The sequence below is a fragment of the Micromonospora sp. CNZ286 genome, assembly GCF_014207755.1.
Genome location: NZ_JACHIZ010000001.1, coordinates 3,366,803 through 3,392,608, shown reverse-complemented (window position 1 = coordinate 3,392,608; position 25,806 = coordinate 3,366,803). Strand labels below are relative to the sequence as shown.

Genomic DNA, 25,806 nt, shown 5'->3' with positions numbered 1-25,806 from the left:
TGGGCATCACCGGCGTGCGCGGGATCGCCCGTCGATCCGGGCACCCTCCGGCCAGGCGTCAACCCCGGGCACCCTCCGGCGGGAGCGGAGGTCACTCGTCGGCGCCGGGCGCCACCGGGCGGGAACGGGCGTCCACGAGCGGGTCGGGCGCGGCGGCGGCCACCGGGAACGGCGGCGGTGTCCCGCCGTAGCTCGGGCACAGCGCCTGGTGGTTGCACCAGTCGCACAGGCGGCTCGGCCGGGGACGGAAGTCCTGCCGGGCGGTGGCCTGCTCGATCGCCCGCCACAGCGCCACCACGGTGCGCTCGAAACGCACAAGCTCGTCGGCGTCCGGCGCGTAGTCGCAGACCTCGGCGTCCTTGAGGTAGAGCAGGCGCAGCACGCGCGGCACCACGCCCCGGGTGCGCCACAGCACCAGGGCGTAGAACTTGAGCTGGAACAGCGCGCGCGCCTCGAACGCCTCGCGCGGCGCCCCGCCGGTCTTGTAGTCGACCACCCGCAGCGCGCCGTCCGGCGCGACGTCGAGCCGGTCGAGGTAGCCCCGGATGAGCAGCTCGTCGTCCACCACCGCGGAGATCAGCGCCTCGCGCTCGGCCGGCTCCAGCCGGCGCGGGTCCTCCACCGCGAAGTAGCCGTCCAGCAGCGCCGTCGCCGACCGGAGGAACTCCTGCGGTCCGACGGCGTCGCCGTCGGCGAACAACGTCGCCAGCTCCGGCTCCTCGGTGACCAGCCGGTCCCACTGCGGGGCGACCAGGTCACCCGCCGACTCCGGGGTGCGCGCGGCGGCCGGCAGGTCGAACAGCCGCTCCAGCACGGCGTGCACGAGCGTGCCCCGGGCCTGCTCGACGGTCGGCCGCTCGGGCAGCCGGTCGATGCTGCGGAACCGGTAGAGCAACGGGCAGGTCTTGAAATCTGCCGCCCGCGACGGCGACAACGAGGCCCGCACGGTGACCGGCGCCGGTGCCGCCGTCTGGTCGCCGTGACTGTCGATCATCGGTTCCGCCGTCATGACCGGAAGGTTAGGGCACGCGTGTGACAGGGCCGGCGTCGCCGCACCGAAGCATGATCGGGATCGCGGCGCCCTGGGTCGTCCCCGGCTGCGGGGCTCGCCGGAGCTCAGCTCACGTAGCATCGGGCCGGTGCAGAAGCGGAGCCGAGGACCCCGCCGGCCGGGGCTCAGCCTCGGCCGGGTCCTCGGGGTGCCGCTGCGCGTCGACGCCTCGATGCTGCTGCTCACCGTCGTGGTCACGGTGCTCTACGCGGCGCTGGCCCGCCGTCAGCTCGACCTCGGCCCGCTCGGCGGCTACCTGGTCGGCCTCGGCTTCGTGATCTCCCTGCTCGGTTCCGTGCTGCTGCACGAGCTGGGCCACGCGCTGACCGCCCGCCGGTACGGCATCGGTGTGCGGGGGATCACGCTGGAACTGCTCGGCGGCTACACCGAGATGGACCGCGACGCCCCCAGCCCTCGGGTCGAGCTGCTGATCTCCCTGGCCGGTCCGGCCGTCTCCGCAGTGCTCGGCGCCGGCGCGGTCGCCGCCACCCTCGCCCTGCCCGCCGGCACGCTCGGCCACCAGCTCGCCTTCCAGCTCGCGGTCAGCAACGTGGTGGTGGCGATCTTCAACAGCCTGCCCGGCCTGCCGCTGGACGGCGGCCGGGCGCTGCGCGCCGCCGTGTGGGCGCTCACCCGCGACCGGCACCGCGGCACCGAGGTGGCCGGCTGGGTGGGCCGGGCCGTCGCGCTGGGCACGCTGGCGCTGGTCGTGGTGCTCACCATGCGCCGGGCGCTGGCCCCGCTGGCCCTGCCGCTGCTGCTGCTCGTCGCGCTGACGTTGTGGCGCGGCGCCGGCCAGTCGATCCGGATGGCGCGCATCGGCCGCCGGCTGCACCTGGTCGACCTGGCCCGGCTGGCCCGCGCGGTACTGCCGGTGCCCGCCGGCACGCCGCTGGCCGAGGCCCAGCGCCGCCGCGACGAGGCGGGCACCCCCGAGGCGGCGCTCGGCGTGGTCGACTCGGCCGGCCGTACGGTCGCCCTGGTCGACCCGGCCCGCGTCGCCGCCGTACCCCCGGAACGGAGGCCGTGGGTCGCGGTGGACGAGGTGGCCCGCGACCTGTCCGCCGTGCCGGCCCTGCCGCTCGGGGCGGACGGCGAGCGGGTGCTGGAGACCGTGCGCACCCACCCGGGCGCGCAGTACGTCGTGACGGCAGGCGAAGATGTGGTCGGCGTGCTGCACATCGCGGATCTCGCCCAGCTCCTGGAACCCGAACGGAAGACGAACACGTGACCGCAGAGATCTCCACCGTCCCGGCGTTGCCCCCGGTCCACCGCGGGCCGTTCCGGCCGGGCGACCGGGTCCAGCTGACCGACCCGAAGGGCCGGATGCACACCGTGACGCTGGAGCCGGGCAAGGAGTTCCACACCCATCGCGGGATCCTCAAGCACGACACCCTGATCGGCCTGCCCGACGGCAGTGTGGTCACCACCGCCGGCGGCGGCACCGCGTTCCTGGCGCTGCGGCCGCTGCTGTCGGACTACGTGCTGTCCATGCCGCGCGGCGCCCAGGTGATCTACCCGAAGGACTCGGCGCAGATCGTCGCCATGGGCGACGTCTTCCCCGGCGCCAAGGTGCTGGAGGCTGGCGCGGGATCCGGCGCGCTGTCCTGCTCCCTGCTGCGGGCCGTCGGCACCGAGGGTGAGCTGCACTCGTTCGAGCTGCGCGACGACTTCGCCCAGATCGCCCGCCGCAACGTCGAGGCGTTCTTCAACGGCCCGCACCCGGCCTGGAACCTGCACGTCGGCGACGTCGCCGACTGCGCCGAGACCGGATTCGACCGGATCATCCTCGACATGCTCACCCCGTGGGAGATGCTCGACATGGTCGAGCGGGCACTTGTGCCCGGCGGCGTGCTGATCGGCTATGTGGCCACCACCCCGCAGCTGTCCGAGCTGGTCGAGGCGCTGCGCGAGCGCGGCGGCTGGACCGAGCCGCGCGCCTGGGAGTCGCTCGTGCGCGACTGGCACGCCGAGGGGCTCGCCGTCCGACCGGACCACCGGATGATCGCCCACACCGCGTTCCTGGTCTCCGCGCGCAAGCTCGCCCCCGGGGTCACCGCGCCGCCGCGGCGGCGCAAGCCCAGCAAGGGCGCCGAGGCGTACGCGCAGCGCCGCGACGCCCTGCGCGCCGCCGCCGCGGCCCGCGCGGCGGAGGAGCCGGAGCAGTCCTGACCCCCGCCGCGCGCCCGCGCGCGCACGGGCGGATCATGTGTGCCGGTGGGGACGACACCTGAGCGGGTGGAGACGGTGGCATGAGCGAGCGGATCGGGGCGCGCGTCGGGCGGCGCGCCCGTGCCGGTGACCGGAACCGACGGCGGCGCCGCGGCGCGGGTCGGCGGGAGGCGGCGTGAGCAACCCCGGCTACGGCAACAACGACCTGCCTGCCGTCTTCCCGGACTGGTCGCCCTACACCGACCTGGAGTCGGCCGCCCGGGCGTACCTGCGCGACCCGGACATCGCCCTGGAGGCGCTCGACGGCGTGCTGCGCGGCGCCTCAGTGCTCGGGTTCACGCTGGAGCGCTTCGTCAACGAGGTGAACGGCGTGTGGCAGGAGGTCGTCGTCTGCGACGGCAGCCGGCTGGTGCTCTGGCACGGCGAGGACGTGCCGCCGGGGGAGGGGCCGCCCGGCGCGATGACCTCGTCGCTGCGGGTGGTGCCGCTGTCCACCGTCACCGAGGTCGGCTGCCGGCGGCGGCTCATGCGCGCCGACAACGGCACCGTACGGGTCGACAGCATCGACGTGTACCTGCTGCTCAGCTCACTGGACGAGGCGCCGCCCAGCGACGAGGCGATCGGCGCGCCCCGGCACGACGCGCTGCGATTCGGCAAGACCCTCGACGACGGCGGGGCCGGGCAGATCGCCCGGCTGGAGGAGTTCGCCCGGCTGGTCGCCTCGGTCGTCGGCCGGCCCCTGCTCTGAGGCGGACGCACGACGGGCCGGGGACCACACGTCCCCGGCCCGTCGTGTCCGTCTCCGCCTCAGTCCTCGGCCTCCGGGCCGGCCACCTCGACGCCGTCGCTGCCGCGCACCACGTGGATGCACTCGCCCGGGCACTCCTTCGCGGAGTCGATCACCTCGAGGCGCAGGTGCTCCGGCACGTCCACCCGGGCGCCGGGGGCCTGCCGCAGCTCGCCGTCGGGGCCCTTGACGTACGCCAGGCCGTCGACGTCGAACTCGAAGACCTCCGGCGCGTACTGCACGCAGAGCCCGTCACCGGTGCAGAGATCCTGATCCACCCAGACCTGCAACTGGTCGGTCGCGACGTCGGTCACGAAGCACCCCCCCATGTTCTCCCGTCCCACGCTCCGACGGTACCCGAACGCCCGTACCCGCCCCGCGACCAGCCCTTCGCGATCAAGCTTCGGTGACGAGCGCGTTGCTGTGGACCGAATCGGGCTCATAGCGGCTAGTGTTAGGTCAGAACGTTCAAGCCCCCCGGGGAGGTGGGACGTGGCACGCAGCGACGACGCGGACTCGCGCGCCGCACGGTGGGAAAAGGAAGCCCACGATCTCTCCACGCAGGTCGCGTTCCTGCAAGAGGAACTCGCTCTGGTGCGGCGCAAGTTGACCGAAAGCCCTCGACACGTCCGGCAGCTCGAAGAGCGGCTGGCGGCCACCCAGGCACAGTTGGCGCGGCTGACCGAGAACAACGAGCGGCTCGTGAGCACCCTCAAGGAGGCTCGCGCGCAGATCGTGACGCTCAAGGAGGAGATCGACCGGCTCGCCCAGCCGCCGAGTGGCTACGGCGTCTTCCTGGCCAAGCACGACGACGGCACGGTGGACGTGTTCACCGGCGGGCGCAAGCTCCGGGTGGCCGTCTCGCCCTCGCTGGAGGTCGACGAGCTGCGCCGGGGCCAGGAGGTCCTGCTCAACGACGCGCTCAACATCGTCGACGCGTTCGGCTACGAGCGGGTCGGCGAGGTGGTGATGCTCAAGGAGATCCTGGCGGGCCCCGAGGGCGCTCCGGGTGACCGGGCACTCGTGGTCTCGCACTCCGACGAGGAGCGCATCGTGCACCTCGCCGAGACCCTGATCGGCAGCGCGATCCGGGCCGGCGACTCGCTCATGATCGAGCCCCGCTCGGCGTACGCGTACGAGCGGATCCCGAAGAGCGAGGTCGAGGAGCTGGTCCTGGAGGAGGTGCCCGACGTCGACTACGAGGACATCGGTGGCCTCCAGGCGCAGATCGAGCAGATCCGCGACGCGGTGGAACTGCCCTTCCTGCACTCCGACCTGTTCCGTGAGCACCAGCTCCGGCCGCCGAAGGGCATCCTGCTCTACGGCCCGCCCGGCTGCGGCAAGACGCTCATCGCCAAGGCGGTGGCGAACTCGCTGGCCAAGAAGATCGCCGAGCGGGAGGGCAAGGATCGGCACACCAGCTTCTTCCTCAACATCAAGGGCCCCGAGCTGCTCAACAAGTACGTCGGCGAGACCGAGCGGCACATCCGGCTGATCTTCCAGCGGGCGCGGGAGAAGGCCGGTGAGGGCACTCCGGTGATCGTGTTCTTCGACGAGATGGACTCGGTGTTCCGCACCCGCGGCTCCGGCGTCTCCTCCGACGTGGAGAACACCATCGTCCCGCAGCTGCTCAGCGAGATCGACGGCGTCGAGGGCCTGGAGAACGTCATCGTCATCGGCGCCTCCAACCGGGAAGACATGATCGACCCGGCGATCCTGCGCCCCGGCCGGCTCGACGTGAAGATCAAGATCGAGCGGCCGGACGCCGAGGCGGCGAAGGACATCTTCTCCAAGTACATCCTCGCCGGCCTGCCGCTGCACGCCGACGACCTGGCCGAACACGGCGGCGACGCCCAGGCCACGGTCGCGGCGATGATCGACGCGGTGGTCCTGCGGATGTACTCCGAGACCGAGGAGAACCGGTTCCTCGAGGTCACCTACGCCAACGGTGACAAGGAAGTCCTCTACTTCAAGGACTTCAACTCCGGCGCGATGATCCAGAACATCGTCGACCGGGGCAAGAAGATGGCCATCAAGGAGTTCCTCACCTCCGGCCGCAAGGGTCTGCGCCTGCAGCACCTGCTCGACGCCTGCGTCGACGAGTTCCGCGAGAACGAGGACCTGCCCAACACCACCAACCCCGACGACTGGGCCCGCATCTCCGGCAAGAAGGGCGAGCGGATCGTCTACATCCGCACGCTCGTCTCCGGCGGCAAGGGCGCCGAGGCCGGACGGTCCATCGAGACCGCCAGCAACACCGGCCAGTACCTATAGTCCGACCCCCTCGACGAAGGCCCGTGGCCTACGCGCCACGGGCCTTCGCGCGTACCCGGGGAAGCCGCCACACCGGACCCGGCGCTGCCGCCACGCCCCCTCGGCGCGTCACGCCGACTACGCTCGACGTGACGGGGACCGGGACGGCGAGCGGAGCGGGCAGGTCGATGAGCGTTAGACGGATCATGGGCACCGAGGTCGAGTACGGCATCTCCGTGCCCGGTCAGGCCGGAGCCAACCCGATGGTCACCTCCTCCCAGGTGGTCAACGCCTACGGGGCGCGGCCGGAACTCAACCGGGGCGGCCGGGCCCGCTGGGACTACGAGGAGGAGTCGCCACTGCGCGACGCCCGGGGGTTCACGTACTCCGGCGCCGCGTACGACCCGGCCGAGGCGCTCGCCGACGAGGATCTCGGGCTCGCCAACGTCATACTCACCAACGGCGCCCGCCTCTACGTCGACCACGCGCACCCGGAGTACTCCACACCCGAGGTCACAAACCCCCTCGACGTGGTGCGGTGGGACAAGGCGGGGGAGCGGGTGATGGCCGAGGCGTCCCGCCGCGCCGCGACCATCCCGGGCACCCACCCGATCCACCTGTACAAGAACAACACCGACAACAAGGGCGCCAGCTACGGCGCGCACGAGAACTACCTGATGCGCCGGCAGACGCCGTTCGCCGACATCGTGGCGTACCTGACGCCGTTCTTCGTCACCCGGCAGATCGTCTGCGGCGCCGGGCGGGTCGGCATCGGCCAGGACGGCGGCCAGAGCGGTTTCCAGATCTCCCAGCGGGCCGACTTCTTCGAGGTCGAGGTGGGACTGGAGACGACGCTCAAGCGGCCCATCATCAACACGCGGGACGAGCCGCACGCCGACGCCGACAAGTACCGCCGGCTGCACGTCATCATCGGCGACGCCAACCTCTCCGAGATCTCCACGTTCCTCAAGGTCGGCACCACCTCGCTGATCCTCGCCATGATCGAGGAGAAGGCGCTCGGCGCGGACCTGGGCATCGCCGACCCGGTGGCCGAGCTGCGCGCGGTCAGCCACGATCCGTCGCTCAAGCACCTGATGCGGATGCGCGACGGCCGCAGGCTCACCGCGCTGGACGTGCAGTGGGCGTACCTGGAGCGGGTGAGCTCCTTCGTGGACGACCGCCAGGGCAAGGACGTGGACGCGCAGACCGCCGACGTGCTGCGCCGCTGGGAGAGCGTGCTGGACCGGCTCGGCCGGGACGCGTTCGAGTGCGCCGACGAGCTGGACTGGGTGGCCAAGCTGCGGTTGCTGGAGGGCTACCGGGAGCGGGAGAAGCTCGCCTGGGGCTCGCACAAGCTGCAACTGGTCGACCTCCAGTACTCCGACGTGCGGCTGGAGAAGGGCCTCTACCACCGGCTGGTGCAGCGCGGCTCGATGAAGACGCTGCTCACCGACGAGCAGACGCGCACCGCGATGACCGAGCCGCCGGAGGACACGCGGGCCTACTTCCGGGGCCGCTGCCTGGACCGGTACGCCTCGGAGGTGGTCGCCGCGAGCTGGGACTCGGTCATCTTCGACGTGGGCCGGGAGTCGCTGGTCCGGGTGCCGATGATGGAGCCCGAGCGGGGCACCCGCGCGCACGTCGGCGAGCTGTTCGACCGGTGCGAGAGCGCGAAGGATCTGCTGGAGACGCTCACCGGCGGGTGACCCCGATGCCGGAAGGCCCGCCGGGTGCCGGAAACGGGCACGCGACGGGCCTTTCGTCGCTCCCGCGAGGTAAGTTGATCGCAGGCGATCGTGGAGGAGGCACCACCATGGCGACGCAAGAGGGTGGGCAGACCCAGTCCGGCAAGTCCCGCGAGGAGGTCGAGGAGGTCACCGCGGAGGCCAACCCCGAGGTGGCCGAGCGGCACGCCGAGATCACCGAGGACGTGGACGACCTGCTCGACGAGATCGACTCCGTCCTGGAGGAGAACGCCGAGGAATTCGTGAGGGGATATGTGCAGAAGGGGGGTCAATGAGGCTTATGTCCGATTTGCCAGAGGCTTCGGACAAGCTTTGCCCCCAGTGTCGCCGCTCGCTTCCCGCGTCGGCGTTCCACCGTAATCGGCGTCGTCCAGACGGTCTGGCGTTCTACTGCAAGACGTGTGCCGCTGCTCGCTCAGAGGCGAGTCGCCGGAAACGTGGCATCGCGCCGCAGCGAAGGGCTGCCGTGCCGGTAGCGGACGGCCTCAAGTGGTGCCCCGACTGCGAGCAGATCAAGCCCGTAGACGATTTCCCCCGAACGACCAACGCCAGCGGTCGGCACAGCTACTGCAAGCCGTGCCACATCGCGCGTGGTAACGAGAGCAAGCAGCGGCTCTACGGTGGCAATCGCGAGTACCACCTGCGCCGTCGGTACGGGGTCGGGGAGAAGGAGTTCCAGGAGCTCCTGGCCGAGCAGGGCGGCGTCTGCGCGATCTGCCGGCGCCCCGATCCGGAACATCTGGACCACGATCATCGCACCGGATGGGTGCGCGGGATACTCTGCTTCAACTGCAACGGTGGTCTTGGTCAGTTCAAGGATGACTCCGACGTCCTGGCCAGGGCGATCACGTACCTGAGAGGAACCACGTGGCAGCGGGTTTTGATCCATCCGGGCGTCTTCCAGATGTGTTCACCAACGCGGGGACGTCCTCCTTCACAGCGTTCCTGAGCAAGGTGGCCCCCGAGATGCTGCCCGGCCGTCGGCCGCTGCCGCCCGGCATGGCCGCCGACATGGCGCCGCACGCGACCACCATCGTGGCCATCTCGGCCGCCGGCGGTGTGGTCATGGCCGGCGACCGGCGCGCCACGATGGGCAACCTGATCGCCCAGCGCGACATCGAGAAGGTGCACCCGGCCGACGCGTACTCGCTCGTCGGCATCGCGGGCACCGCCGGCATCGGCATCGAGCTGATGCGACTGTTCCAGGTGGAGCTGGAGCACTACGAGAAGATCGAGGGCGCGATGCTCTCGCTCGACGGCAAGGCCAACCGGCTGGCGTCGATGATCCGCGGCAACCTGGGCGCGGCCATGCAGGGCCTCGCCGTGATCCCGCTGTTCGCCGGCTTCGACCTGGCCGCGAGCGACCCGCAGCGGGCCGGGCGGATCTTCAGCTTCGACGTGACCGGCGGCCCGTACGAGGAGACCGGTTACGACGCCATCGGCTCCGGTTCGCTGTTCGCCAAGTCCGCGCTGAAGAAGCGGTTCCGGGCCGGCCTGTCGGTCGAGGACGCGACGCGGCTGGCGGTCGAGGCGCTCTACGACGCGGCGGACGACGACACCGCCACCGGCGGCCCCGACCTGACCCGGCGGATCTACCCGGTCGTGATGACCGCGACCGCCGAGGGCACCCACCGGCTCACCGACGCCGAGACGGCGGCGATCGCGGAGAGCGTGGTGTCCGGCCGGATGGAGAACCCCGGCGGCTGAGGCCGCTCCCACCGTCCACCGAGTCAGCAGTCCCGCAGAAGGAGAACCGCCGCCGTGGCCATGCAGTTCTACGCCTCGCCCGAGCAGATCATGCGCGACCGCTCCGAGCTGGCCCGCAAGGGCATCGCCCGGGGCCGCAGCGCGGTGGTCCTGAGCTACGAGGGCGGGGTGCTCTTCGTCGCCGAGAACCTGTCCAGCACGCTGCACAAGGTCAGCGAGATCTACGACCGGATCGGCTTCGCCGCTGTCGGCCGGTACAACGAGTTCGAGAACCTGCGCCGCGCGGGCGTGCGGATGGCCGACCTCAACGGGCTCAGCTACGACCGCCGGGACGTGACCGGCCTGGCGCTCGCCAACGCGTACGCGCAGACGCTGGGCGCGATCTTCACGGAGCAGTCGAAGCCGTTCGAGGTGGAGATCTGTGTGGCCGAGGTGGGCGCCACCGCCGAGGACGACTCCCTCTACCGGGTGACCTACGACGGCTCGGTGAACGACGAGCCGGGCCGGATGGCGATGGGCGGACAGGCGGAGGCGATCAGCGGGGTGCTGAAGAACGAGCACCGGCCGGAGATGTCGCTGTCGGAGGCGGTCCGCGCCGCCATGAAGGCGCTGAGCAGCGTCGGCGGCGAGGGCGGGGCGGCCCGCACGATCGCCGCGAACCAGCTGGAGGTGGCGGTCCTGGACCGGCGCCGGGTGGGGCGTACGTTCCGGCGGGTGACCGGCGCGGCGCTCACCGCGCTGCTGGAGGGCGACGCCGAGGCCGACACCGCGCCCGCGCCGGGCCGGGCGAAGACGCCGACCGTGCCGACGGAGGAGGCGAAGAAGCCGACCACGTCGGCGGGTTCGGCCGATCTGGAGGGCAACGCGGAGGACAAGCCCGCCGAGTGACGACCGTCGCGGACCCCGCCACCTCGCCGAGGTGGCGGGGTTTTTCGCGTACGGATGCCGCCACCTCGCCGATCTGCGTGGGGGAGATCGCAAGCGGCGAGCGTCGGCGCTGCCCATCGGAGGCTCCGGGCGGCTAATGTCTCATCATGGAGCGGCGAATCTTCGGCCTCGAAACCGAGTACGGCGTCACCTGCACCTATCGCGGGCAACGCCGACTGTCCCCCGACGAGGTCGCGCGGTACCTGTTCCGGCGGGTGGTGTCGTGGGGCCGGTCGAGCAACGTGTTCCTGCGCAACGGCGCCCGCCTCTATCTCGACGTCGGTTCGCACCCGGAGTACGCGACTCCGGAGTGCGACTCGGTGACCGACCTGGTGGCACACGACCGGGCCGGTGAGCGGATCCTGGAGGGCCTGCTCGTCGACGCGGAGAAGCGGCTGCACGACGAGGGCATCGCGGGCGAGATCTACCTGTTCAAGAACAACACCGATTCGGCCGGCAACTCGTACGGCTGCCACGAGAACTATCTGGTGTCCCGGCACGGCGAGTTCGGCCGGCTCGCCGACGTGCTCATCCCGTTCCTGGTCACCCGGCAGTTGATCTGCGGCGCGGGCAAGGTGCTGCAGACGCCGCGCGGCGCTGTCTACTGCCTGTCCCAGCGGGCCGAGCACATCTGGGAGGGTGTCTCGTCGGCGACCACCCGCAGCCGGCCGATCATCAACACCCGCGACGAGCCGCACGCGGACGCCGAGCGCTACCGCCGGCTGCACGTGATCGTCGGTGACTCGAACATGAACGAGGTCACCACGCTGCTGAAGGTCGGCACCGCCGACATCGTGCTGCGGATGATCGAGGCCGGCGTGGTGATGCGCGACCTGACACTGGAGAACCCGATCCGGGCCATCCGCGAGGTGTCGCACGACATCACCGGCCGGCGCAAGGTGCGGCTGGCCTCCGGCAAGGAGGTCTCGGCGCTGGAGATCCAGCAGGAATACCTGGCCAAGGCGACGGAGTTCGTGGAGCGCCGGGGCGGCGACCAGACCGCGAAGCGGGTGGTCGACCTGTGGGGCCGGGTGCTGCGCGCGGTCGAGACCGGCGACCTGGACCCGGTGGCCCGCGAGATCGACTGGGTCACCAAGCTGAAGCTGATCGAGCGTTACCAGCGCAAGCACGACCTGCCGCTGTCGCACCCGCGGGTGGCGCAGATGGACCTGGCCTACCACGACCTGCGGCGCGGGCGCGGCCTGTACGGGCTGCTGGAGCGCCGTCGTGAGGTGGACCGGGTGGCCACCGACCCGGAGATCTTCGAGGCGAAGGAGACGCCGCCGCAGACGACCCGGGCGCGGCTGCGCGGCGAGTTCATCCGCCACGCCCAGGAGAAGCGGCGCGACTTCACCGTGGACTGGGTGCACCTGAAGCTGAACGACCAGGCGCAGCGCACGGTGCTGTGCAAGGACCCGTTCCGGGCCTACGACGAGCGGGTGGAGCGGCTGATCGCCAGCATGTGATCGTGCGGGCGGCCGGTGCCCGGCACCGGCCGCCCGTCCACAGGTACGCTGGCGTCGCGATGAACACTTCCGAATCCGCCGGTGGGTCCGGCCGCGAGACGTCCTCGGACCGTGACGGCACCGAGAAGCTCAACTGGATCGACCGCCGGCGGGAGAAGATCCGCGCCGAGATCGAGCGCAACAGGCGCGGCGACTACACGGTGCCGACCTGGGTGCTGGCGGCGGCGCTGGTGCTGATCGTGGGCGCCTGGCTCGGGCTGATCCTGTTCCTCGGCTGAGTTCCGGGCCGGTCAGTTGTACGGCATCCGGGGGAACCAGCCGAAGCCGAACAGCGCAGGCACCCGCACGTCCCAGTAGACGACTGTGAAGACGCCGAGCGCGACGAGCAGCGCTCCGGTGACCACGGCGGCGCGGCGGGGGTCGGCCATCCATGCGAGGAAGCGTCCCCGGCTGATCGCCACGGCGACCGCGAAGACGACTGTGACGAGCACGATGTTGCCCAGCGACTGGAGCGTGAACGCCAGCGCTCCGTAGAGCGGGTTGCCGGTGTCGACGGCCCAGTGGAACAGCTTGTTGAACATCGGGTAGGGCCGGCCGACGAGGAAACCGCCGACGAGCGCGCCGATCGTCACCACCCGGGCGACGGGCCGGTGCGCGAAGACGTCCGGCACCAGCTTGAGCGCGGCGAGTCCGAGGTAGGTCAGGGCGAGTCCGATGACGCCGAAGACGACCGACGACTGGATGAGGCGTACCGGGACGCCGCCGACCACGTCGGTGGACAGCTGGGGCAGCCGGTCGCCGGCCAGCACGCCGACGATGCCGTAGCTCGCCGAGACGGCGACCATGCCGAGGGTCAGCCAGCCGACCGGGCGCAGCAGGGCACGCAGCGCCTGCCGGGTGCCACCGGCCGGGTCGGCGCCGGAGACCTGGCTCATCGGCCCGACCGAGGCCGCGACGGCGATGTTGCAGGCGGTGAAGGTGCCGGCGAAGCCGGAGACGAAGGCGAAGAGCAATCCGGCGACGGTGCCGGTGATGGCGGTCTCCTTGGCGTCGTGGCCCAGCACGGTGTTCGCGACGTTGTCGCCGATGACCTTGTCGACCAGCTCGAACGACCACAGGACGGCCAGCAGCACGCCGGCTGCCGCGCTGACCAGGGCGAGTCGGAGCCGGTGCCGGGGGCGATGGGGGGAGATCCCGGCGTCGGGGGTCGCGTCCGGGAACTGTCGCAGTGCCATGAGGGGCCTCCTAAACGGCGGCCGCACGCGTTCCCCGGGCAGCCGGGAACGACGCCTGTCAGTGGGGAGTGGTGGGGCCGGAGTCGAGTACCCGGCAAGTATGGGGAGGCCGGGCAGGGCCCTGGTTCTTCCATCATGCTGACCTGTCTCCGGCGTCTTCTCCGGCGCCGGCGGTGACGGCACTCTGGACGGCGAGGCCGCCGGCACCGCCGGCACGGACAGGGAGCGTGACGTCATCGCACACATCGATCTCGGGCTGGACGAGAAGGCACATCCGGGCATTCGGGGGCCGTTGCGGTTCCGGCCGGATACGGCGAAGCCGCTGGGCGAGCTGGCGGAGGTGCTGCTGCGCGCGCCGCATCCCACGCTGACGCCGGGCGAGCGGGAGCTGATCGCGGCGTACGTCTCCGGCCTCAACGACTGCGACTTCTGCTGCTCGTCGCACGCGGCGTTCGCCGCCGCGCAGCTGCCCGCCGGGATGCCGTTGGTCGACCAGGTGCGCGCGGACGTCGGCACGGCCCCGGTCGACGCCAGGCTGCGGGCACTGCTGCACATCGCCGCCGCGGTGCGCCGCAGCGGCCGGGAGGTCACCACCGAACTGGTCGAGGCGGCCCGCGCGGAGGGCGCCACCGACCTGGAGATCCACGACACGGTGCTGATCGCCGCCGCGTTCTGCATGTTCAACCGCTACGTCGACGGTCTGGGCACCTGGACGCCGCGGGATCCCGAGGCGTACGCGCGAGCCGCCGACCACCTCGTCGCGAACGGTTACCTGGCGATCTGACGGCGGCGCGGCTCAGCCGAGCAGGCGGGCCGCGTACCGGCCGGCGGCGGCGGCGGCCAGGAAGTAGGCGTGGTCGGCGTCCAGGCCCCGGCCCATCGTGGACAGGCCGACCGGGGTGGCCCGCAGCGCCGCGTCGAGGCCGTCGGCAGGCACCGTGACGATGCGGTGCCGGTCGGCCAGCGGCGTCAGCGCCGCGGCGACCTCCGCGGCCAGGCCGGGGGCGAGGCCGTCCGGCACGACCAGCTCCGCGGGGGCCAGCGCGACCCGGCCGTACGCGGTCAGGCTGTGGTGGGAGACGCCACGGTGCCGGGGGCGGGCGTCGGCGTCGGAGATGCGCAGCGAGCCGACCGGGCGCCCGCCCAGCGTGGCGACCGCGTTCACGGCTTCGCCGACCGCGACGCCGGAGAAGCCCCAGCGGGTGCCGGTGCCGAGGTTGCCCGGCCCCTGGGCGACGATCGTCAGGTCGGCGTCGAGCACGTGCCGGGCGGCGAGCAGGCCGCTGTGCAGTGTGCTCGCCTCCAGGTCACCGCCGAACGCCTGGCCCACGCTGACCGTGCCGGCGAGGTGCCCGGACAGCCCGGCCAGGGTACGGGAGAACCAGGCCGGCAGCGCGCCACCGTCGGTCAACACGTACGCGACCCGGGCGTCGGGCGCGTCGGCGCGTACACCGGCCAGGATCGCCGGCAGCGCGGAGTGCAGATCGGCGGTGACCACCGGCATGCCGTCGACCGAGTCCGCGGCGGCCAGCCGGTCGTGGTGCGGCGACGCCTCCTCGTCCACGCCGAGCAGGATCGGTTGCAGCGGCGTGTAGCGGGCCTTGACCAGGTGCCCGGCGTCGCGGCTGTCACCGGCCTGCGGCGGGTCCGGCGGCAGCCGGTCGGGCAGCGCCACGACCAGCGCGTAGCCGCCGGTGCCGAGGCCCATCAGCAGCGCGCCGGCGTTGAGCAGCACCCGGTCGCCGGGTTCGGGCTCGCCGACCAGGGCCGGGTAGGCCAGGGCGCGCATCCGGGCGCCGTCGGGCAGGTCGACGTCGAGTTCGACAGCGCCGGCCCACCGTCGCCGTACCGCCGTGACCGTGCCGGACCGCCATCGCACCATGCGGTGCACCGTATCGGCCGCCGCCGGGACGGCCCCCGGGCGGGTCAGGGGTTCCGGTCGTCGACCGGGCGGCCCGCCTCGTCCTGGGTGGTGCGGGCGGTCCGGCCGGCCGAACCGGACCGGGTGGGGTCGAGGAAGACGTACGCGATCTCCGGGAAGTGCCCGGTCAGCCGGCGTTCGGCCTCGTCGGCGGCGGCCTCGATGTCGGCGCCGGTGGCGTCGTCACGGAAGTCGACCTTGGCGGCGACGAGGATGTCGTCGGGACCGAGGAACATGGTCATCAGGGTGTCGACGTGGTCCACCGTCGGCACGTCCGTCAGCTCCCGCTCGATGCGCCGGTGCAGCCGGTCGGAGACGGAGCGGCCGACCAGCAGCGAGATGTTGCTGCGGGCCAGCACGACGGCGACCACCAGCAGCAGTACGCCGATGAGGATCGAGGCGACGCCGTCGTACAGTTCGTCGCCGGTCAGGTGCGACAGGGTGAGCCCGCCGGCGGCGATCAGCAGGCCGATCAGCGCGGCGCTGTCCTCCAGGAAGACGGCCTTGACGGTGGTGTCGGCGGTCAGGCGCAGGTAGCGGCGCGGGGTGGTGCCCCAGCGGCGTGACTCGCCGCGCACCTGCCGGACCGCCCGGGCCAGCGACACCGACTCGATCGCGAAGGAGACCGCCAGCACCACGTACGCGACGAGGTATTCGCCGCTGTGCTCGTGCACCAGGATGGTGGTGACGCCGTGCGTGACGGCGAAGCCCGCACCGGCGACGAAGGTGAACAGCGCGGCGAGGAACGCCCAGACGTAGCTCTCCTTGCCGTACCCGAAGGGGTGCCGGGTGTCGGCGGGCCGCGCGCCGCGGCGCAGCGCCAGGTAGAGCAGCACCTCGGTGGTGGTGTCGGCGAGCGAGTGGGCGGCCTCGGAGAGCATCGCCGCGGAGCCCGAGATCAGGCCCGCTACCAGCTTGGCGACCGCGATGGCGAGGTTCGCCGCGCCGGCCACCACGACAGTGCCGACGCTCTCGGTCTTGACCTCCGGTTCCGCCATGCGATCACCCTATGACCGGTCGATGCCCGCCGCCGGGTGGGAAGACCCCCGCGCCGCGCCGCGCGGGTGCCCGCGCCCGACGCGCGGGCTGCTAGCGTTTGGGCGTGTCCCGGACCCGTACCGAACGCCTGGTCAACCTGGTGATCTGCCTGCTGTCGACGCGACGCTTCCTGACCGCCGCGCAGATCGCCGCGACCGTGCCCGGCTACGAGCACGACCCGGAGGACGCCAAGGACCACGAGGCGTTCCAGCGCAAGTTCGAGCGCGACAAGGCCGAGCTGCGTGAGCTGGGCGTGCCGCTGGAGACGGGCACGGCGAGCGTCTTCGACGCCGAGCCGGGCTACCGGATCGCGCCGCGCGCGTACGCGCTGCCCGACATCCCGCTCGAACCGGACGAGGCCGCGGCCGTGGGCATCGCCGCCCGGCTGTGGCAGCACGCCGGGCTGGCCGCCGCCGCGTCGTCGGGGCTGGCGAAGCTGCGCGCCGCCGGCATCGACGTCGACCCGCAGGCGACGCTGGGCCTGGAGCCGATGGTCACCGTCGACCCGGCGTTCGCGCCGCTCACCGCCGCCGCGCGGGACCGGCGCGAGGTCAGCTTCGACTACCGCGTGCCGGACCGGGACGCGCCCACCCGCCGCCGGGTGCAACCGTGGGGCGTGGTCTGCTGGCGCGGCCGGTGGTACGTCGTCGGCCACGACCTGGACCGGGCGGCGACCCGCTGTTTCCGGCTGTCGCGGGTGGTCGGCACGGTCCGGGCGACCGGCGAGCCGGGCGCCTACGAGCCGCCCGCCGGGGTCGACCTGATCAGCCATGTGGCCCGCTGGTCCGGGCCGGTGGAACGCACCGGCCGGGCCACGGTGCTGGCCACGCCGGGCCGCGCCGCCGGGCTGCGCCGCTGGGCCGTCGAGTGCCAGGCCGGCCCCGACGGCGACCGGCTGGTGCTGCCGTACGCCGACGCCGACTACCTGGCCGGCCAGATCGTCGGGTACGGCCCGGACGTCCGGGTCCTGGAGCCACCGGAGGTGCGGGAGGCGGTCATCCAGCGGCTCAAGGAGGTCGCCGCCCGGCACGACGAGCTGGCAGTGACCGGAGGTGCCCGGTGACCCGCCCGGCGTCCCGCGCGGGCCGTGCCTCCGCCGACCGGCTGGCCCGGCTGCTCAACCTGGTGCCCTACCTGCTGGCCCGCCCCGGCATCGAGATCGCCGAGGCGGCGCACGACCTCGGAGTGACCGAGAAGCAGCTCCGGGAGGACCTGGAACTGCTCTGGGTGTGCGGGCTGCCCGGCTACGGCCCCGGCGACCTGATCGACATGGCGTTCGACGGCGACCGGGTCACCATCACCTACGACGCCGGGATCGACCGCCCGCTGCGGCTGACCCCGGACGAGGCCCTGGCCCTGGTGGTGGCGCTGCGGATGATCGCCGAGACGCCCGGCGTGGCCAACCGGGAGGCGGTCGAACGGGCGCTCGCCAAGATCGAGAATGCCGCCGGTGACCTGGCCGGCGCGCCGGTCGAGGTCCGCCTGCCCGGCGACAGCGCCCGGGTACGCGAGCTGCGCGCCGCCGTCGAGCGCGGCCGGGCGCTGCGGATCACGTACTACACCCCGGCGCGGGACGAGACCACCGAACGCACCATCGACCCGCTGCGGATGCTGATGGTCGGCGGCCGGGCGTACGTGGAGGCGTGGTGCCGCCGCGCCGAGGGGGTACGCCTGTTCCGGGCCGACCGGATCGACGCGGTGACCGAGCTGCCGGAGCAGGCGGTGGTGCCGCCGCAGGCCCGCCCGCACGATCTCAGCGACGGCGTGTTCCGCCCGTCGGCGGACCTGCCGCTGATCACGCTGCGGATCGGCCGGGGCGAGCGGTGGATCACCGAATATTATCCGTGCGAGCGGGTCGAGGCCGACGGCGAGCAGTGGCTGGTGTCGCTGCGCGTCACCGACCTCGGGTGGGCCCGGCGGTTCGTGCTCGGGCTGGGCCCGGAGGTCACAGTCGTGGCCCCGGCCGAGCTGGCCGAGCAGGTACGCGCCCAGGCCGTGGCCGCGCTCGACGCGTACGCCACCCCGGCCGGCAGCGCCGACCCGGCAGCCGTCGGCGGCACCCGATAGGCTGACCGCCGTGGTGACGTGGATCGTGCTCGGGGTCGTGGTGTTCGCGCTGGTCGTACTGGCCCTGGCGATCCGTCCGGTGGTGAGCCGCCTGCCGGGGCTGCGCCGTTCCGCGCTGGCGTTGCAGCGCCGGGCGGTCGAGGCCGAGTCGCTGCGGTCGGCCGCCGAGCAGTTGCAGGCGCGGGCCGAGTCGCTCCAGGAGCGGGCGGCGGTCGCGCAGGAGCGGATCATGTTGATCAAGGCCAAGCGCGGCGACTGATCGACGCCGATCGGCCCGGTGAGCGTCGGCTGCGCGTTCCCGGGCGGTTGCGCGCAGAAATGCGCGGACCTGGACGGTTGACGGGACACTTCGGGTTGGTCGAAACTTCACCGATCGGGCCCGCACGAGCAGGCCCGCGGGGGTGGCAAGCCGCTGCGACACACGTACGATGGGCGACGACCCACCCTCACCGACACAGAGCGACTGGAGCTTCCCATGGGTGCCCTCAAGCCGTGGCACATCGCCGTACTCGTGGTCGTGCTGATCCTGCTGTTCGGCGCGAAGCGGCTCCCCGACGCGGCCCGCTCGCTGGGCCGCTCGCTGCGGATCATCAAGGCCGAGACCAAGAGCCTGCACGACGACGACCGCGATCTCGCCGAGAAGGCCGACGCGCAGTCCGGCTACCAGCCGCTCCCGCCGCAGCAGGGGCACGTGCAGCAGCAGCCGTACGCCCAGGGCCAGCAGCAGTACGCCCAGCAGCAGCCGTACGCGCCGCAGCCGCAGCAGCCCGTGGCCCCGCCGGCCGACCCGGTGCAGCGCGTCCGCGAGAACTGATCCGAGAGGGCCTCAACCACCGTGGCCTTCGGGTTGAAGAAGCGCGGCCCGAGCAGCTTCGCGCGCGCGGCCGACGGCTCGATGACGCTCATCGAGCACATCCGTGAGCTGCGCAACCGGCTGTTCCGGGCGTCGCTGGCGATCCTGGTCGGCTTCGGCTTCGGCATCTGGCTGGCCGAGCCGGTCCGGGTGCTGCTGTCCAAGCCCTACTGCGACCTGCCGCAGTCGTTCGACGCGGCGACGGGCAAGTGCAAGTTCGTGCAGCTCGGCGTCGCCGACGTCTTCCTGCTGAACCTCAAGATCGGCCTCTGGGTGGGCCTGATCATCGCCGCGCCGATCTGGCTCTACCAGCTCTGGGCGTTCATCGCGCCCGGCCTGCACCGCCACGAGCGGCGGTACGCGTACGTCTTCACCGCCCTGGCGGCCCCGCTGTTCGCGGCCGGCGCGGTGCTGGCGTTCTTCGTCACCACCAAGGGGCTCGAGTTCCTGCTCGACATCTCCGGCGACGACATCGCGACCAACCTCGAGGTGACCCGCTACATATCGTTCGTCACGAACCTGATCCTGCTGTTCGGTGTGGCGTTCGAGTTCCCGCTGATCGTGCTGATGCTCAACTTCGTCGGCCTGGCCAGCGCCAAGCGGCTGCTGAGCTGGTGGCGGGTGGCGGTGTTCGTGTTCTTCGCGTTCTCCGCCGTGGTCACGCCGACACCCGACCCGTTCGGCATGACCGCGCTGGCGATCTGCCTCTGCGCGCTCTACTTCGCCGCGGTGGGGGTGGCGTTCATCAACGACAAGCGGCGCGGTCGCGGGCGTGAGGTCTACGCCGGCATCGCCGACGACGAGGTGTCACCGCTTGACCTGTCGGACGAGCCGGTGCCCGCCGGCGGCCGGATCGAGGCGTCCGAGCCCATCGGCGCACCCGAGCCGATCGTCGCCCCGAAGCCGATCGAGCGCCGCTACGACGACATGACCTGACCGACCCCGCTCACCGCCGGACGCCGTCCCCGCCTCACGGGGACGGCGTCCGCGTCTTCCCAGCCGCCCACCGCCGCCCGCCGAGGACGCTGACGCCCTGTCCCGCGTCGATCATGGACTTGGTGCCCCTCGAATGCCCGATATGAGCGGCTTGACCGGGCCGCGGCTGCAAGATCAACGAGGCTGGGGCGACGAGGCCGGGGCGACGGGGCTGGGGCGACGGGGTCGGGGCGGGCGGCGGGGTGGTCAGGGGATGTGGCGGGCTGCTTCGGGGTGGGGTGGGGGGACCGCGTCGGGGTGCAGGATCGCGGCTATCGTCTCGGCGCCGTCGACCAGGCGCGGGCCGGCGCGCACGATCAGCCCGTCCGCGTCCAGCGCCCACACCTGCGCGTCCGGGAAACGCCCGGCCACCGCGGCGGCCTGCTCGGCCGCGCCGTCGAGACGGAACCCGCACGGCGCCACCAGCACCACCTCCGGGCGGGCGGCCCGCAGGGCCTCCCAGGTGGTAGGCGTGGACCGGGCGCCGCGATGGGTGGCCACCGGTTCGCCACCCGCGACGTCGACGAGGTCCGGGATCCAGTGCCCGGCGCCGAACGGCGGGTCCACCCATTCGACAACCGCGACCCGTGGCCGGGGCCGGCCCGCCACCGCCGCGCCGACCGCCGCGAGCCGGGCGCGCAGGCCGTCGACCAGCGCCTCCGCGCGGTCCGGCACCCGGGCCGCCGCGCCCACCGCGCGGATCGACTCCAGCACGTCGTCCAGGGTGTACGGGGCGAGCGACAGCACGTCGGCCCGGCATCCCAGGTGCTCCACGGCGTCGGCGACCCGGCCGGACGGCAGCGCGCAGACGCGGCACAGGTCCTGGGTGAGGATCAGGTCCGGGTCCAGCCCGGCCAGCGCGCCGGCGTGCAGCGTGTAGAGGTCTGCACCGGCCGCGACCTGCGCCCGGACGTACGCGTCGATGTCGCCGGGACTCATACCCCGGGTGTCCCGGCCGCCGACGACCACTGTGGTGCCCGACCGGTGGCGCGCGGGCACCTCGCACTCGAAGGTGACGCCGACCAGGTCGTCGCCGAGGCCGAGCGCGTACGCGATCTCGGTGGCGGAGGGGAGCAGGGAGACCAGCCGCATGCCCGCCATCATGCCGGTCGCGCGGACCGCCCCGGTGCGCGGGCAGATCGGATCGCCCTCGGGCCTTGCCGGGACGCCGTACCCGCTTAGACTCTGCTGACTCCGCCGAGCCCCCCGGGCGGTGTGCCGGGGTGCGTCGGCGCCCCCGTTCCGGTCAGCCCGTCTGACCTGCGCACCGGAGAGCCCGATGAAGAGCCGTACCGCCGCCGTCCTGACCGTCCTCTGCGCGGCCACCGCGCTCACCGCCTGCGGTGACGACGAGCCCGCGCCGAAAGGCCAGCAGGTGCCGGTGACAGCCACCGACACCAGCTGCGAGGTCACCACCACGCTGTTCACCCCGGGCACCGTCACCTTCACCGTCACCAACCGGGGCCGGCAGGCCACCGGGGTCTACGTCTACGGCCGAGAGGGCGACGCCTTCACCAAGGTGATCGCCGAGGTCGCGGACGTGCCGGCGGGCCGTACCGGTGACCTGCGCGCCTCGCTGCAGACCGGCACGTACGAGGTGGCCTGCAAGCCGGGCCGGCAGGGCGACGGCGTCCGGACCAAGATCACCGTCTCCGACGACGGCAACCTCGCCAGCGCCGCCGCCGAGGTGGCCTACGACCGCTCGGTGACGATCGAGCTGACCGACGACGCGATGACCGGCGTGGACGCCCTGATCGCCGAGCCCGGCGAGAAGATCGCGTTCAAGGTGACGAACAAGACCGCCGGGGCCCGGACGCTGTACGTGCTCAACCCCGAGGGCAAGCGGGTCGCCGAGATGAAGGCCGGGGCCAACGGCACCGCCGAGACGGTGGTGACGCTGGGCGCGGCGGGGGACTGGTCGCTGAAGGTCAAGGGCGACGGCGTGCCGTCGGTGAGCAAGCCGCTGGTGGTCCGCTGAGGCACAGGGACGTCGATCCGAAGTCGGTCGATCCGGGTGCATCCACCGGGGACGGTCCGGGCGAAGCAATGGTCGTGACGACAGTCACGGACCTGGTCGCTTCGACGAAAGGCTCCCCGATGAACATCGCTCGTCTCGCCGCCCGGCTGGCCGTGGGCGCCACCGCGGCGGCGGTGGCCACCACCGCCGTCGCCGTGCCCGCCCAGGCCGGTGCCAAGCAGCCGGGTACGCGGTCGCTGGCCGCCGTGCTCACCGCCGACAAGAGCGGCTTCGACCGCAACTCGCGGGACTTCGACGTCCTCACGAAGGCGGTCCTGACGGTGCTGCAGGCCAAGCCGGACTCGCCGGTGAAGGTGCTCACCGACGGCACCGTCGCGCTGACCGCGTTCGTGCCGAACGACTACGCGTTCCGCGAGCTGGTGCGGGACATCACCGCCGCGAAGAAGCTGCCCGGTGAGAAGGCCGCGTTCGAGGCGGTCGCCGGCCTGGGCGTGGACACCGTGGAGGACGTCCTGCTCTACCACGTCGTGCCCGGCGCGACGATCGACCGGAAGGCGGCGCTGAAGGCCGACGGCGCGGACCTGACCACCGCGCTCGGCGCCACCGTCGAGGTGGACGTGAAGCGCTGCTGGTACGGCCGTGAGGTGCGCCTGGTCGACGCCGACACCAGCGACCGCAACGCCAAGGTGGTGCGGTACGACATCAACAAGGGCAACAAGCAGATCGCGCACGCGGTGGACCGGGTGCTGCGCCCGATCGACCTCCCCTGAACCACCCCCGCCACGGCGCCCGGCACCCCCTGCCGGGCGCCGTCGGCGTGTGCCGCCCACCCGCCGTGTGACCTGGCTCTGGTGGGCGGCGCGAGGCGTGCCGTACGGTGCTCGCCGTGACCGCGCACGATCATGTCCCGTCCGGCCCCGTCGCCGTGCTCGCCAACCCGACCGCGGGCCGGGGGCGGCACCGCGGTCTGCTGCCCGGGATCCTGGAGCGCCTCGCCGGAGCCGGCCGCCCGGTCGAGCTGCTGCGCGCGCGTACCCCCGAGGAGGCGGAGGCGGCGTGCCACGCCGCGGTCGCCGGCGGCGCCGGGGCGCTCGTCGCGGTGGGCGGCGACGGCACCGTGCACCGGGCGATGCAGGCGGTCGCCGGCACGGCCGTGGCGTTCGGGCCGGTCCCGGCGGGCACCGGCAACGACTTCGCGATGGAGACCGGCTTCCCGGCCGACCCGACGGCCGCCGTCGAGGTGATCACCGCGGCGCTCGCCGCCGGCCGCACCCGCCCGGTCGACCTGGCGCGGCTGTCCCGGCCCGGCGAGGCGGACCGCTGGTTCGGCGCGGTGCTCGCGGCCGGCTTCGACGCGATCGTCAACGAACGCGCCAACCGGATGCGCTGGCCGCGCGGCCCGCGCCGGTACGACCTGGCGATCGTGGTGGAGCTGGCCCGGCTGCGGCCGCGTCGCTACCGGCTGGTCCTCGACGGGGTGGCACAGGAGGTCGACGCGGTGCTCGTCGCGGTGGGGAACACGGCCAGCTACGGCGGCGGCATGCGGATCTGCCCGGACGCCGACCCGCACGACGGCCTGCTGGACGTGGTGGTAGGCGGCCGGTTCGACAGGCGCACGCTGATGCGGGTCAAGCCGCAGATCTACCAGGGCACCCACGTCACGCACCCGCTGGCGCGCGTCTACCGGGCGCGGACGGTGGAGCTGTCCGCCGACGGCATCACCACGTACGCCGACGGGGAACGCTCCTTCGACCTGCCGGTGACCGTCACCGCGGTCCCGGCGGCGCTGCGGCTGCTGCGCTGACCCCCGCCGGGTCCGCCTCGGACGGCACGCCGGGAACGGCCGGCGGCGCGGGAGAAGGCGGCGGCGCGGCGGCGCGGACCGCGCCCGCGCTCGCGGCGACCACGAGCGCGATGGCGAGCACCTCGACCGGGCGCAGCGCCTGGCCGAGGACCAGCCAGCCGGCCACGGCGGCGATCGCCGGACCGAGACTCATCATCACCGCGAACGTCGCGGTCGGCAGCCGCCGCAGCGCGGCCAGCTCCAGGCTGTACGGCAGCACCGAGGCGAGCAGCGCCAGCCCGGTACCGAGCCCCAGCACCACCGGGTCGGCGAGGCGACCGCCGCCGTCGGCCAGCCCGAACGGCAGCGTGAGCAGCGCCGCGACGGTCAGAGCGAGGGCCAGCCCGTCGGCGCCGGGGAACCGCGCGCCGATCCGCGCCGAGCAGACGATGTACGCGGCCCACATGGCGCCCGCCGTCAGCGCCAGCGCGGCGCCGGCCGGGTCGAGCCGGTCGAACCCGCCCTGCCCGAGCAGGACCACCCCGGCCAGCGCCAGCGCGGCCCAGCACCAGGCGGCCATCCTGCGCGCGGCGATCACGGACAGCGCCAGCGGGCCGAGCACCTCAAGCGTGACGGCCGGGCCGAGCGGGATCCGCTCGATCGCCTGGTAGAAGATCGAGTTCATGCCGGCCAGGGCCAGCCCGAACGCCAGCACCGCCGCCCAGTCGCGTCGCCCGTACCCGCGTACCCGGGGGCGGCAGACCACGAGCATCAGCAGCGCGCCGATGGTCAGCCGCAACGTCACCGCCCCGGCCACCCCGGTACGCGGGAACAGCAGCGCGGCGAGCGCGGAGCCGAACTGCACCGACAGCGCCCCGCCGAGTACCAGCGCGACCCCGCCGAGCCGTCCCGGCGCACGCGGCGGCAAGGGGTGGACACCGGTCATGCCCCTGACGGTATCCGGTGCGCCGCGGCGGGTTCGCGCCGCTGGGCAGGTGAACGCTCAGCCGGCCCCGGCCAGGTCCAGCACCGCGCCGAGTCCGTTCGGGCGGCCCGCGTCGGCGCAGGGCAGCACCAGCACCCCGCACCCGGCCGCCACCGCGCCCGCGTCGGCCGGCGTGTCGCCCACCATGAGCGTGCGCTCCGGGTCCACGCCGAGCATCCCGCAGGTCCGCAGGAAGATGCCCGGGTCCGGCTTGCAGCGCCCCACCTCGTACGACAGCGCGTACGCGTCGACGAGCGCGTCGAGGTCCCAGGCGGCGAACAGCGGCCGCAGGTCGAAACCGATGTTGCTGACCACCGCCACCTTCACTCCGGCGGAGCGCAGGGCACCCAGCACCGGAGCGGTGTCCGGGTACGGCACCCAGCCCTCGGGCACCAGCACCCGCTCGTAGAGCGCGTCGGCGAACCCGTCGATGCCGGTGTCCACGGTCTCGGCCAGCCCGGTGTACGCGCCCCGGTGCGCGTGCGGGTAGAGATCCCGGTCGGCCCACAGCTCGGCCAGCCTGGGCGGCACCCGCGCCGGCAGCGGGCCACCGGCACGCCCGGCGGTGAGCAGCCGGTCGGCCAGCGACGTGGCCCGGATGCGGTCCAGTTCGACGCCGCAGGCGGCCGCGGCGGCGAGCACCCAGGCCAGCGGCTCCTCGACCTGGGCGAGGGTGCCGTGGAAGTCGAAGAGCACCGCCTCCACGGGCCGGCGGGACGGGCCCGGGCGGACGGCGTCGTCGGCGCCGCTCGAGGCGTGGGGCAGTTCGGTACGGTCCGGCACGTCGTGCACCCTACCGACCGCTCCGACCGTCCTGCCGGATGGCCTTGACCGGTGCTCCTCGGCGGCACCGATTAATCTTG

The 25,806-nt window shown here is 72.9% G+C and carries 28 protein-coding genes; 20 read left to right on the top strand and 8 right to left on the bottom strand.

Annotation, left to right across the window (positions count from 1 at the left end; genetic code table 11):
- Window positions 1-91: 91 nt before the first annotated feature.
- Window positions 92-1,009 carry a RecB family exonuclease gene (locus tag FHX31_RS15400; protein WP_030274008.1) on the bottom strand — a complete coding sequence of 306 codons (918 nt, stop codon included), beginning with the start codon at window positions 1,007-1,009 and terminating at the stop codon, window positions 92-94.
- A gap of 214 nt (window positions 1,010-1,223) precedes the next feature.
- Between FHX31_RS15400 and FHX31_RS15395 the strand changes: the two genes are divergently transcribed.
- From FHX31_RS15395 to FHX31_RS15385, 3 genes are all read left to right on the top strand, one after another.
- Window positions 1,224-2,282, top strand: a complete 1,059-nt coding sequence (locus tag FHX31_RS15395) for a M50 family metallopeptidase (RefSeq protein ID WP_151014987.1) — start codon at window positions 1,224-1,226, stop codon at window positions 2,280-2,282.
- Window positions 2,279-3,223: a tRNA (adenine-N1)-methyltransferase gene (locus FHX31_RS15390; protein ID WP_013476951.1), complete on the top strand. Its 945-nt coding sequence runs from the start codon at window positions 2,279-2,281 to the stop codon at window positions 3,221-3,223. Before FHX31_RS15395 ends, FHX31_RS15390 begins: the two co-directional genes overlap by 4 nt.
- A 175-nt stretch (window positions 3,224-3,398) precedes the next feature.
- Window positions 3,399-3,971 carry a hypothetical protein gene (locus tag FHX31_RS15385; protein ID WP_145823319.1) on the top strand — a complete coding sequence of 191 codons (573 nt, stop codon included), beginning with the start codon at window positions 3,399-3,401 and terminating at the stop codon, window positions 3,969-3,971.
- A gap of 59 nt (window positions 3,972-4,030) precedes the next feature.
- On the opposite strand, the gene FHX31_RS15380 is transcribed toward FHX31_RS15385, so the two are convergent.
- Window positions 4,031-4,324, bottom strand: a complete 294-nt coding sequence (locus FHX31_RS15380; RefSeq protein WP_013286103.1) for a ferredoxin — start codon at window positions 4,322-4,324, stop codon at window positions 4,031-4,033.
- A 178-nt stretch (window positions 4,325-4,502) separates the two neighbouring features.
- Here FHX31_RS15380 and arc point away from each other — a divergent pair, with 178 nt between their 5' ends.
- From arc to FHX31_RS15340, 8 genes are all read left to right on the top strand, one after another.
- Entirely contained in the window at window positions 4,503-6,284 is a 1,782-nt protein-coding gene (gene arc, locus FHX31_RS15375) for a proteasome ATPase (protein WP_013286104.1), read from the top strand.
- Between the two features lie 167 nt (window positions 6,285-6,451).
- Window positions 6,452-7,969, top strand: coding sequence for a depupylase/deamidase Dop (dop, locus tag FHX31_RS15370; RefSeq protein WP_402882475.1), 1,518 nt, complete (start codon window positions 6,452-6,454; stop codon window positions 7,967-7,969).
- Window positions 7,970-8,076: 107 nt separating this feature from the next.
- Complete coding sequence (locus tag FHX31_RS15365; protein WP_013286106.1) at window positions 8,077-8,283, top strand: ubiquitin-like protein Pup; 207 nt, start codon at window positions 8,077-8,079, stop codon at window positions 8,281-8,283.
- Window positions 8,280-8,957: an endonuclease VII domain-containing protein gene (locus FHX31_RS15360; RefSeq protein ID WP_332259023.1), complete on the top strand. Its 678-nt coding sequence runs from the start codon at window positions 8,280-8,282 to the stop codon at window positions 8,955-8,957. The genes FHX31_RS15365 and FHX31_RS15360 overlap by 4 nt, the downstream gene beginning before the upstream one ends.
- Entirely contained in the window at window positions 8,876-9,715 is an 840-nt protein-coding gene (prcB, locus tag FHX31_RS15355; protein ID WP_176739678.1) for a proteasome subunit beta, read from the top strand. The genes FHX31_RS15360 and prcB overlap by 82 nt, the downstream gene beginning before the upstream one ends.
- Window positions 9,716-9,769: 54 nt before the next feature.
- Window positions 9,770-10,603, top strand: coding sequence for a proteasome subunit alpha (prcA, locus tag FHX31_RS15350; RefSeq protein WP_013476947.1), 834 nt, complete (start codon window positions 9,770-9,772; stop codon window positions 10,601-10,603).
- A 146-nt stretch (window positions 10,604-10,749) separates the two neighbouring features.
- Window positions 10,750-12,108 carry a Pup--protein ligase gene (gene pafA / locus FHX31_RS15345; RefSeq protein WP_013286109.1) on the top strand — a complete coding sequence of 453 codons (1,359 nt, stop codon included), beginning with the start codon at window positions 10,750-10,752 and terminating at the stop codon, window positions 12,106-12,108.
- 59 nt (window positions 12,109-12,167) lie between these two features.
- Entirely contained in the window at window positions 12,168-12,386 is a 219-nt protein-coding gene (locus FHX31_RS15340) for a hypothetical protein (RefSeq protein WP_013286110.1), read from the top strand.
- Between the two features lie 12 nt (window positions 12,387-12,398).
- On the opposite strand, the gene FHX31_RS15335 is transcribed toward FHX31_RS15340, so the two are convergent.
- Entirely contained in the window at window positions 12,399-13,343 is a 945-nt protein-coding gene (locus FHX31_RS15335) for a hypothetical protein (protein WP_184976609.1), read from the bottom strand.
- Between the two features lie 235 nt (window positions 13,344-13,578).
- Here FHX31_RS15335 and FHX31_RS15330 point away from each other — a divergent pair, with 235 nt between their 5' ends.
- The gene (locus tag FHX31_RS15330) at window positions 13,579-14,127 is read left to right on the top strand and encodes a carboxymuconolactone decarboxylase family protein (RefSeq protein ID WP_013476945.1); all 549 of its coding nucleotides are present in this window, start codon (window positions 13,579-13,581) and stop codon (window positions 14,125-14,127) included.
- A gap of 12 nt (window positions 14,128-14,139) precedes the next feature.
- Here FHX31_RS15330 and FHX31_RS15325 read toward each other — a convergent pair whose 3' ends face one another.
- Both FHX31_RS15325 and FHX31_RS15320 read right to left on the bottom strand, forming a co-directional pair.
- Entirely contained in the window at window positions 14,140-15,225 is a 1,086-nt protein-coding gene (locus FHX31_RS15325) for a DUF3866 family protein (RefSeq protein WP_013286113.1), read from the bottom strand.
- Between the two features lie 44 nt (window positions 15,226-15,269).
- A complete protein-coding gene (locus FHX31_RS15320; RefSeq protein WP_013286114.1) occupies window positions 15,270-16,262 on the bottom strand; it encodes a cation diffusion facilitator family transporter in 993 nt (330 codons plus the stop codon).
- A gap of 104 nt (window positions 16,263-16,366) precedes the next feature.
- On the opposite strand from FHX31_RS15320, the gene FHX31_RS15315 reads away from it, so the two are divergent.
- The 5 genes from FHX31_RS15315 (at window position 16,367) to tatC (ending at window position 20,158) form a co-directional block, all read left to right on the top strand.
- Entirely contained in the window at window positions 16,367-17,365 is a 999-nt protein-coding gene (locus FHX31_RS15315) for a helix-turn-helix transcriptional regulator (RefSeq protein WP_091328211.1), read from the top strand.
- Window positions 17,362-18,369 carry a helix-turn-helix transcriptional regulator gene (locus FHX31_RS15310; protein WP_013286116.1) on the top strand — a complete coding sequence of 336 codons (1,008 nt, stop codon included), beginning with the start codon at window positions 17,362-17,364 and terminating at the stop codon, window positions 18,367-18,369. Before FHX31_RS15315 ends, FHX31_RS15310 begins: the two co-directional genes overlap by 4 nt.
- 10 nt (window positions 18,370-18,379) lie before the next feature.
- Window positions 18,380-18,628, top strand: a complete 249-nt coding sequence (locus tag FHX31_RS15305) for a hypothetical protein (protein WP_013286117.1) — start codon at window positions 18,380-18,382, stop codon at window positions 18,626-18,628.
- 216 nt (window positions 18,629-18,844) lie between these two features.
- A complete protein-coding gene (tatA, locus tag FHX31_RS15300; protein ID WP_013286118.1) occupies window positions 18,845-19,183 on the top strand; it encodes a Sec-independent protein translocase subunit TatA in 339 nt (112 codons plus the stop codon).
- A 21-nt stretch (window positions 19,184-19,204) separates the two neighbouring features.
- Window positions 19,205-20,158: a twin-arginine translocase subunit TatC gene (gene tatC, locus FHX31_RS15295; protein WP_013286119.1), complete on the top strand. Its 954-nt coding sequence runs from the start codon at window positions 19,205-19,207 to the stop codon at window positions 20,156-20,158.
- A gap of 246 nt (window positions 20,159-20,404) precedes the next feature.
- On the opposite strand, the gene FHX31_RS15290 is transcribed toward tatC, so the two are convergent.
- The gene (locus tag FHX31_RS15290; RefSeq protein WP_486481677.1) at window positions 20,405-21,289 is read right to left on the bottom strand and encodes an ABC transporter substrate-binding protein; all 885 of its coding nucleotides are present in this window, start codon (window positions 21,287-21,289) and stop codon (window positions 20,405-20,407) included.
- Window positions 21,290-21,476: 187 nt separating this feature from the next.
- Between FHX31_RS15290 and FHX31_RS15285 the strand changes: the two genes are divergently transcribed.
- From FHX31_RS15285 to FHX31_RS15275, 3 genes are all read left to right on the top strand, one after another.
- The gene (locus tag FHX31_RS15285; protein ID WP_013286121.1) at window positions 21,477-22,175 is read left to right on the top strand and encodes a hypothetical protein; all 699 of its coding nucleotides are present in this window, start codon (window positions 21,477-21,479) and stop codon (window positions 22,173-22,175) included.
- A gap of 119 nt (window positions 22,176-22,294) precedes the next feature.
- Window positions 22,295-22,945 (top strand): fasciclin domain-containing protein, encoded by a 651-nt coding sequence (locus FHX31_RS15280; RefSeq protein WP_240322358.1) that lies wholly within the window; start codon window positions 22,295-22,297, stop codon window positions 22,943-22,945.
- Window positions 22,946-23,052: 107 nt separating this feature from the next.
- Entirely contained in the window at window positions 23,053-23,979 is a 927-nt protein-coding gene (locus tag FHX31_RS15275; RefSeq protein ID WP_184976605.1) for a diacylglycerol kinase family protein, read from the top strand.
- Here the strand turns inward: FHX31_RS15275 and FHX31_RS15270 are convergent.
- Both FHX31_RS15270 and FHX31_RS15265 read right to left on the bottom strand, forming a co-directional pair.
- Entirely contained in the window at window positions 23,942-24,904 is a 963-nt protein-coding gene (locus FHX31_RS15270; protein WP_184976603.1) for an EamA family transporter, read from the bottom strand. The genes FHX31_RS15275 and FHX31_RS15270 overlap by 38 nt on opposite strands.
- 57 nt (window positions 24,905-24,961) lie before the next feature.
- On the bottom strand, window positions 24,962-25,726 hold the full coding sequence (locus tag FHX31_RS15265; RefSeq protein ID WP_402883670.1) for an HAD family hydrolase: 765 nt from the start codon (window positions 25,724-25,726) through the stop codon (window positions 24,962-24,964).
- Window positions 25,727-25,806 lie beyond the last annotated feature (80 nt).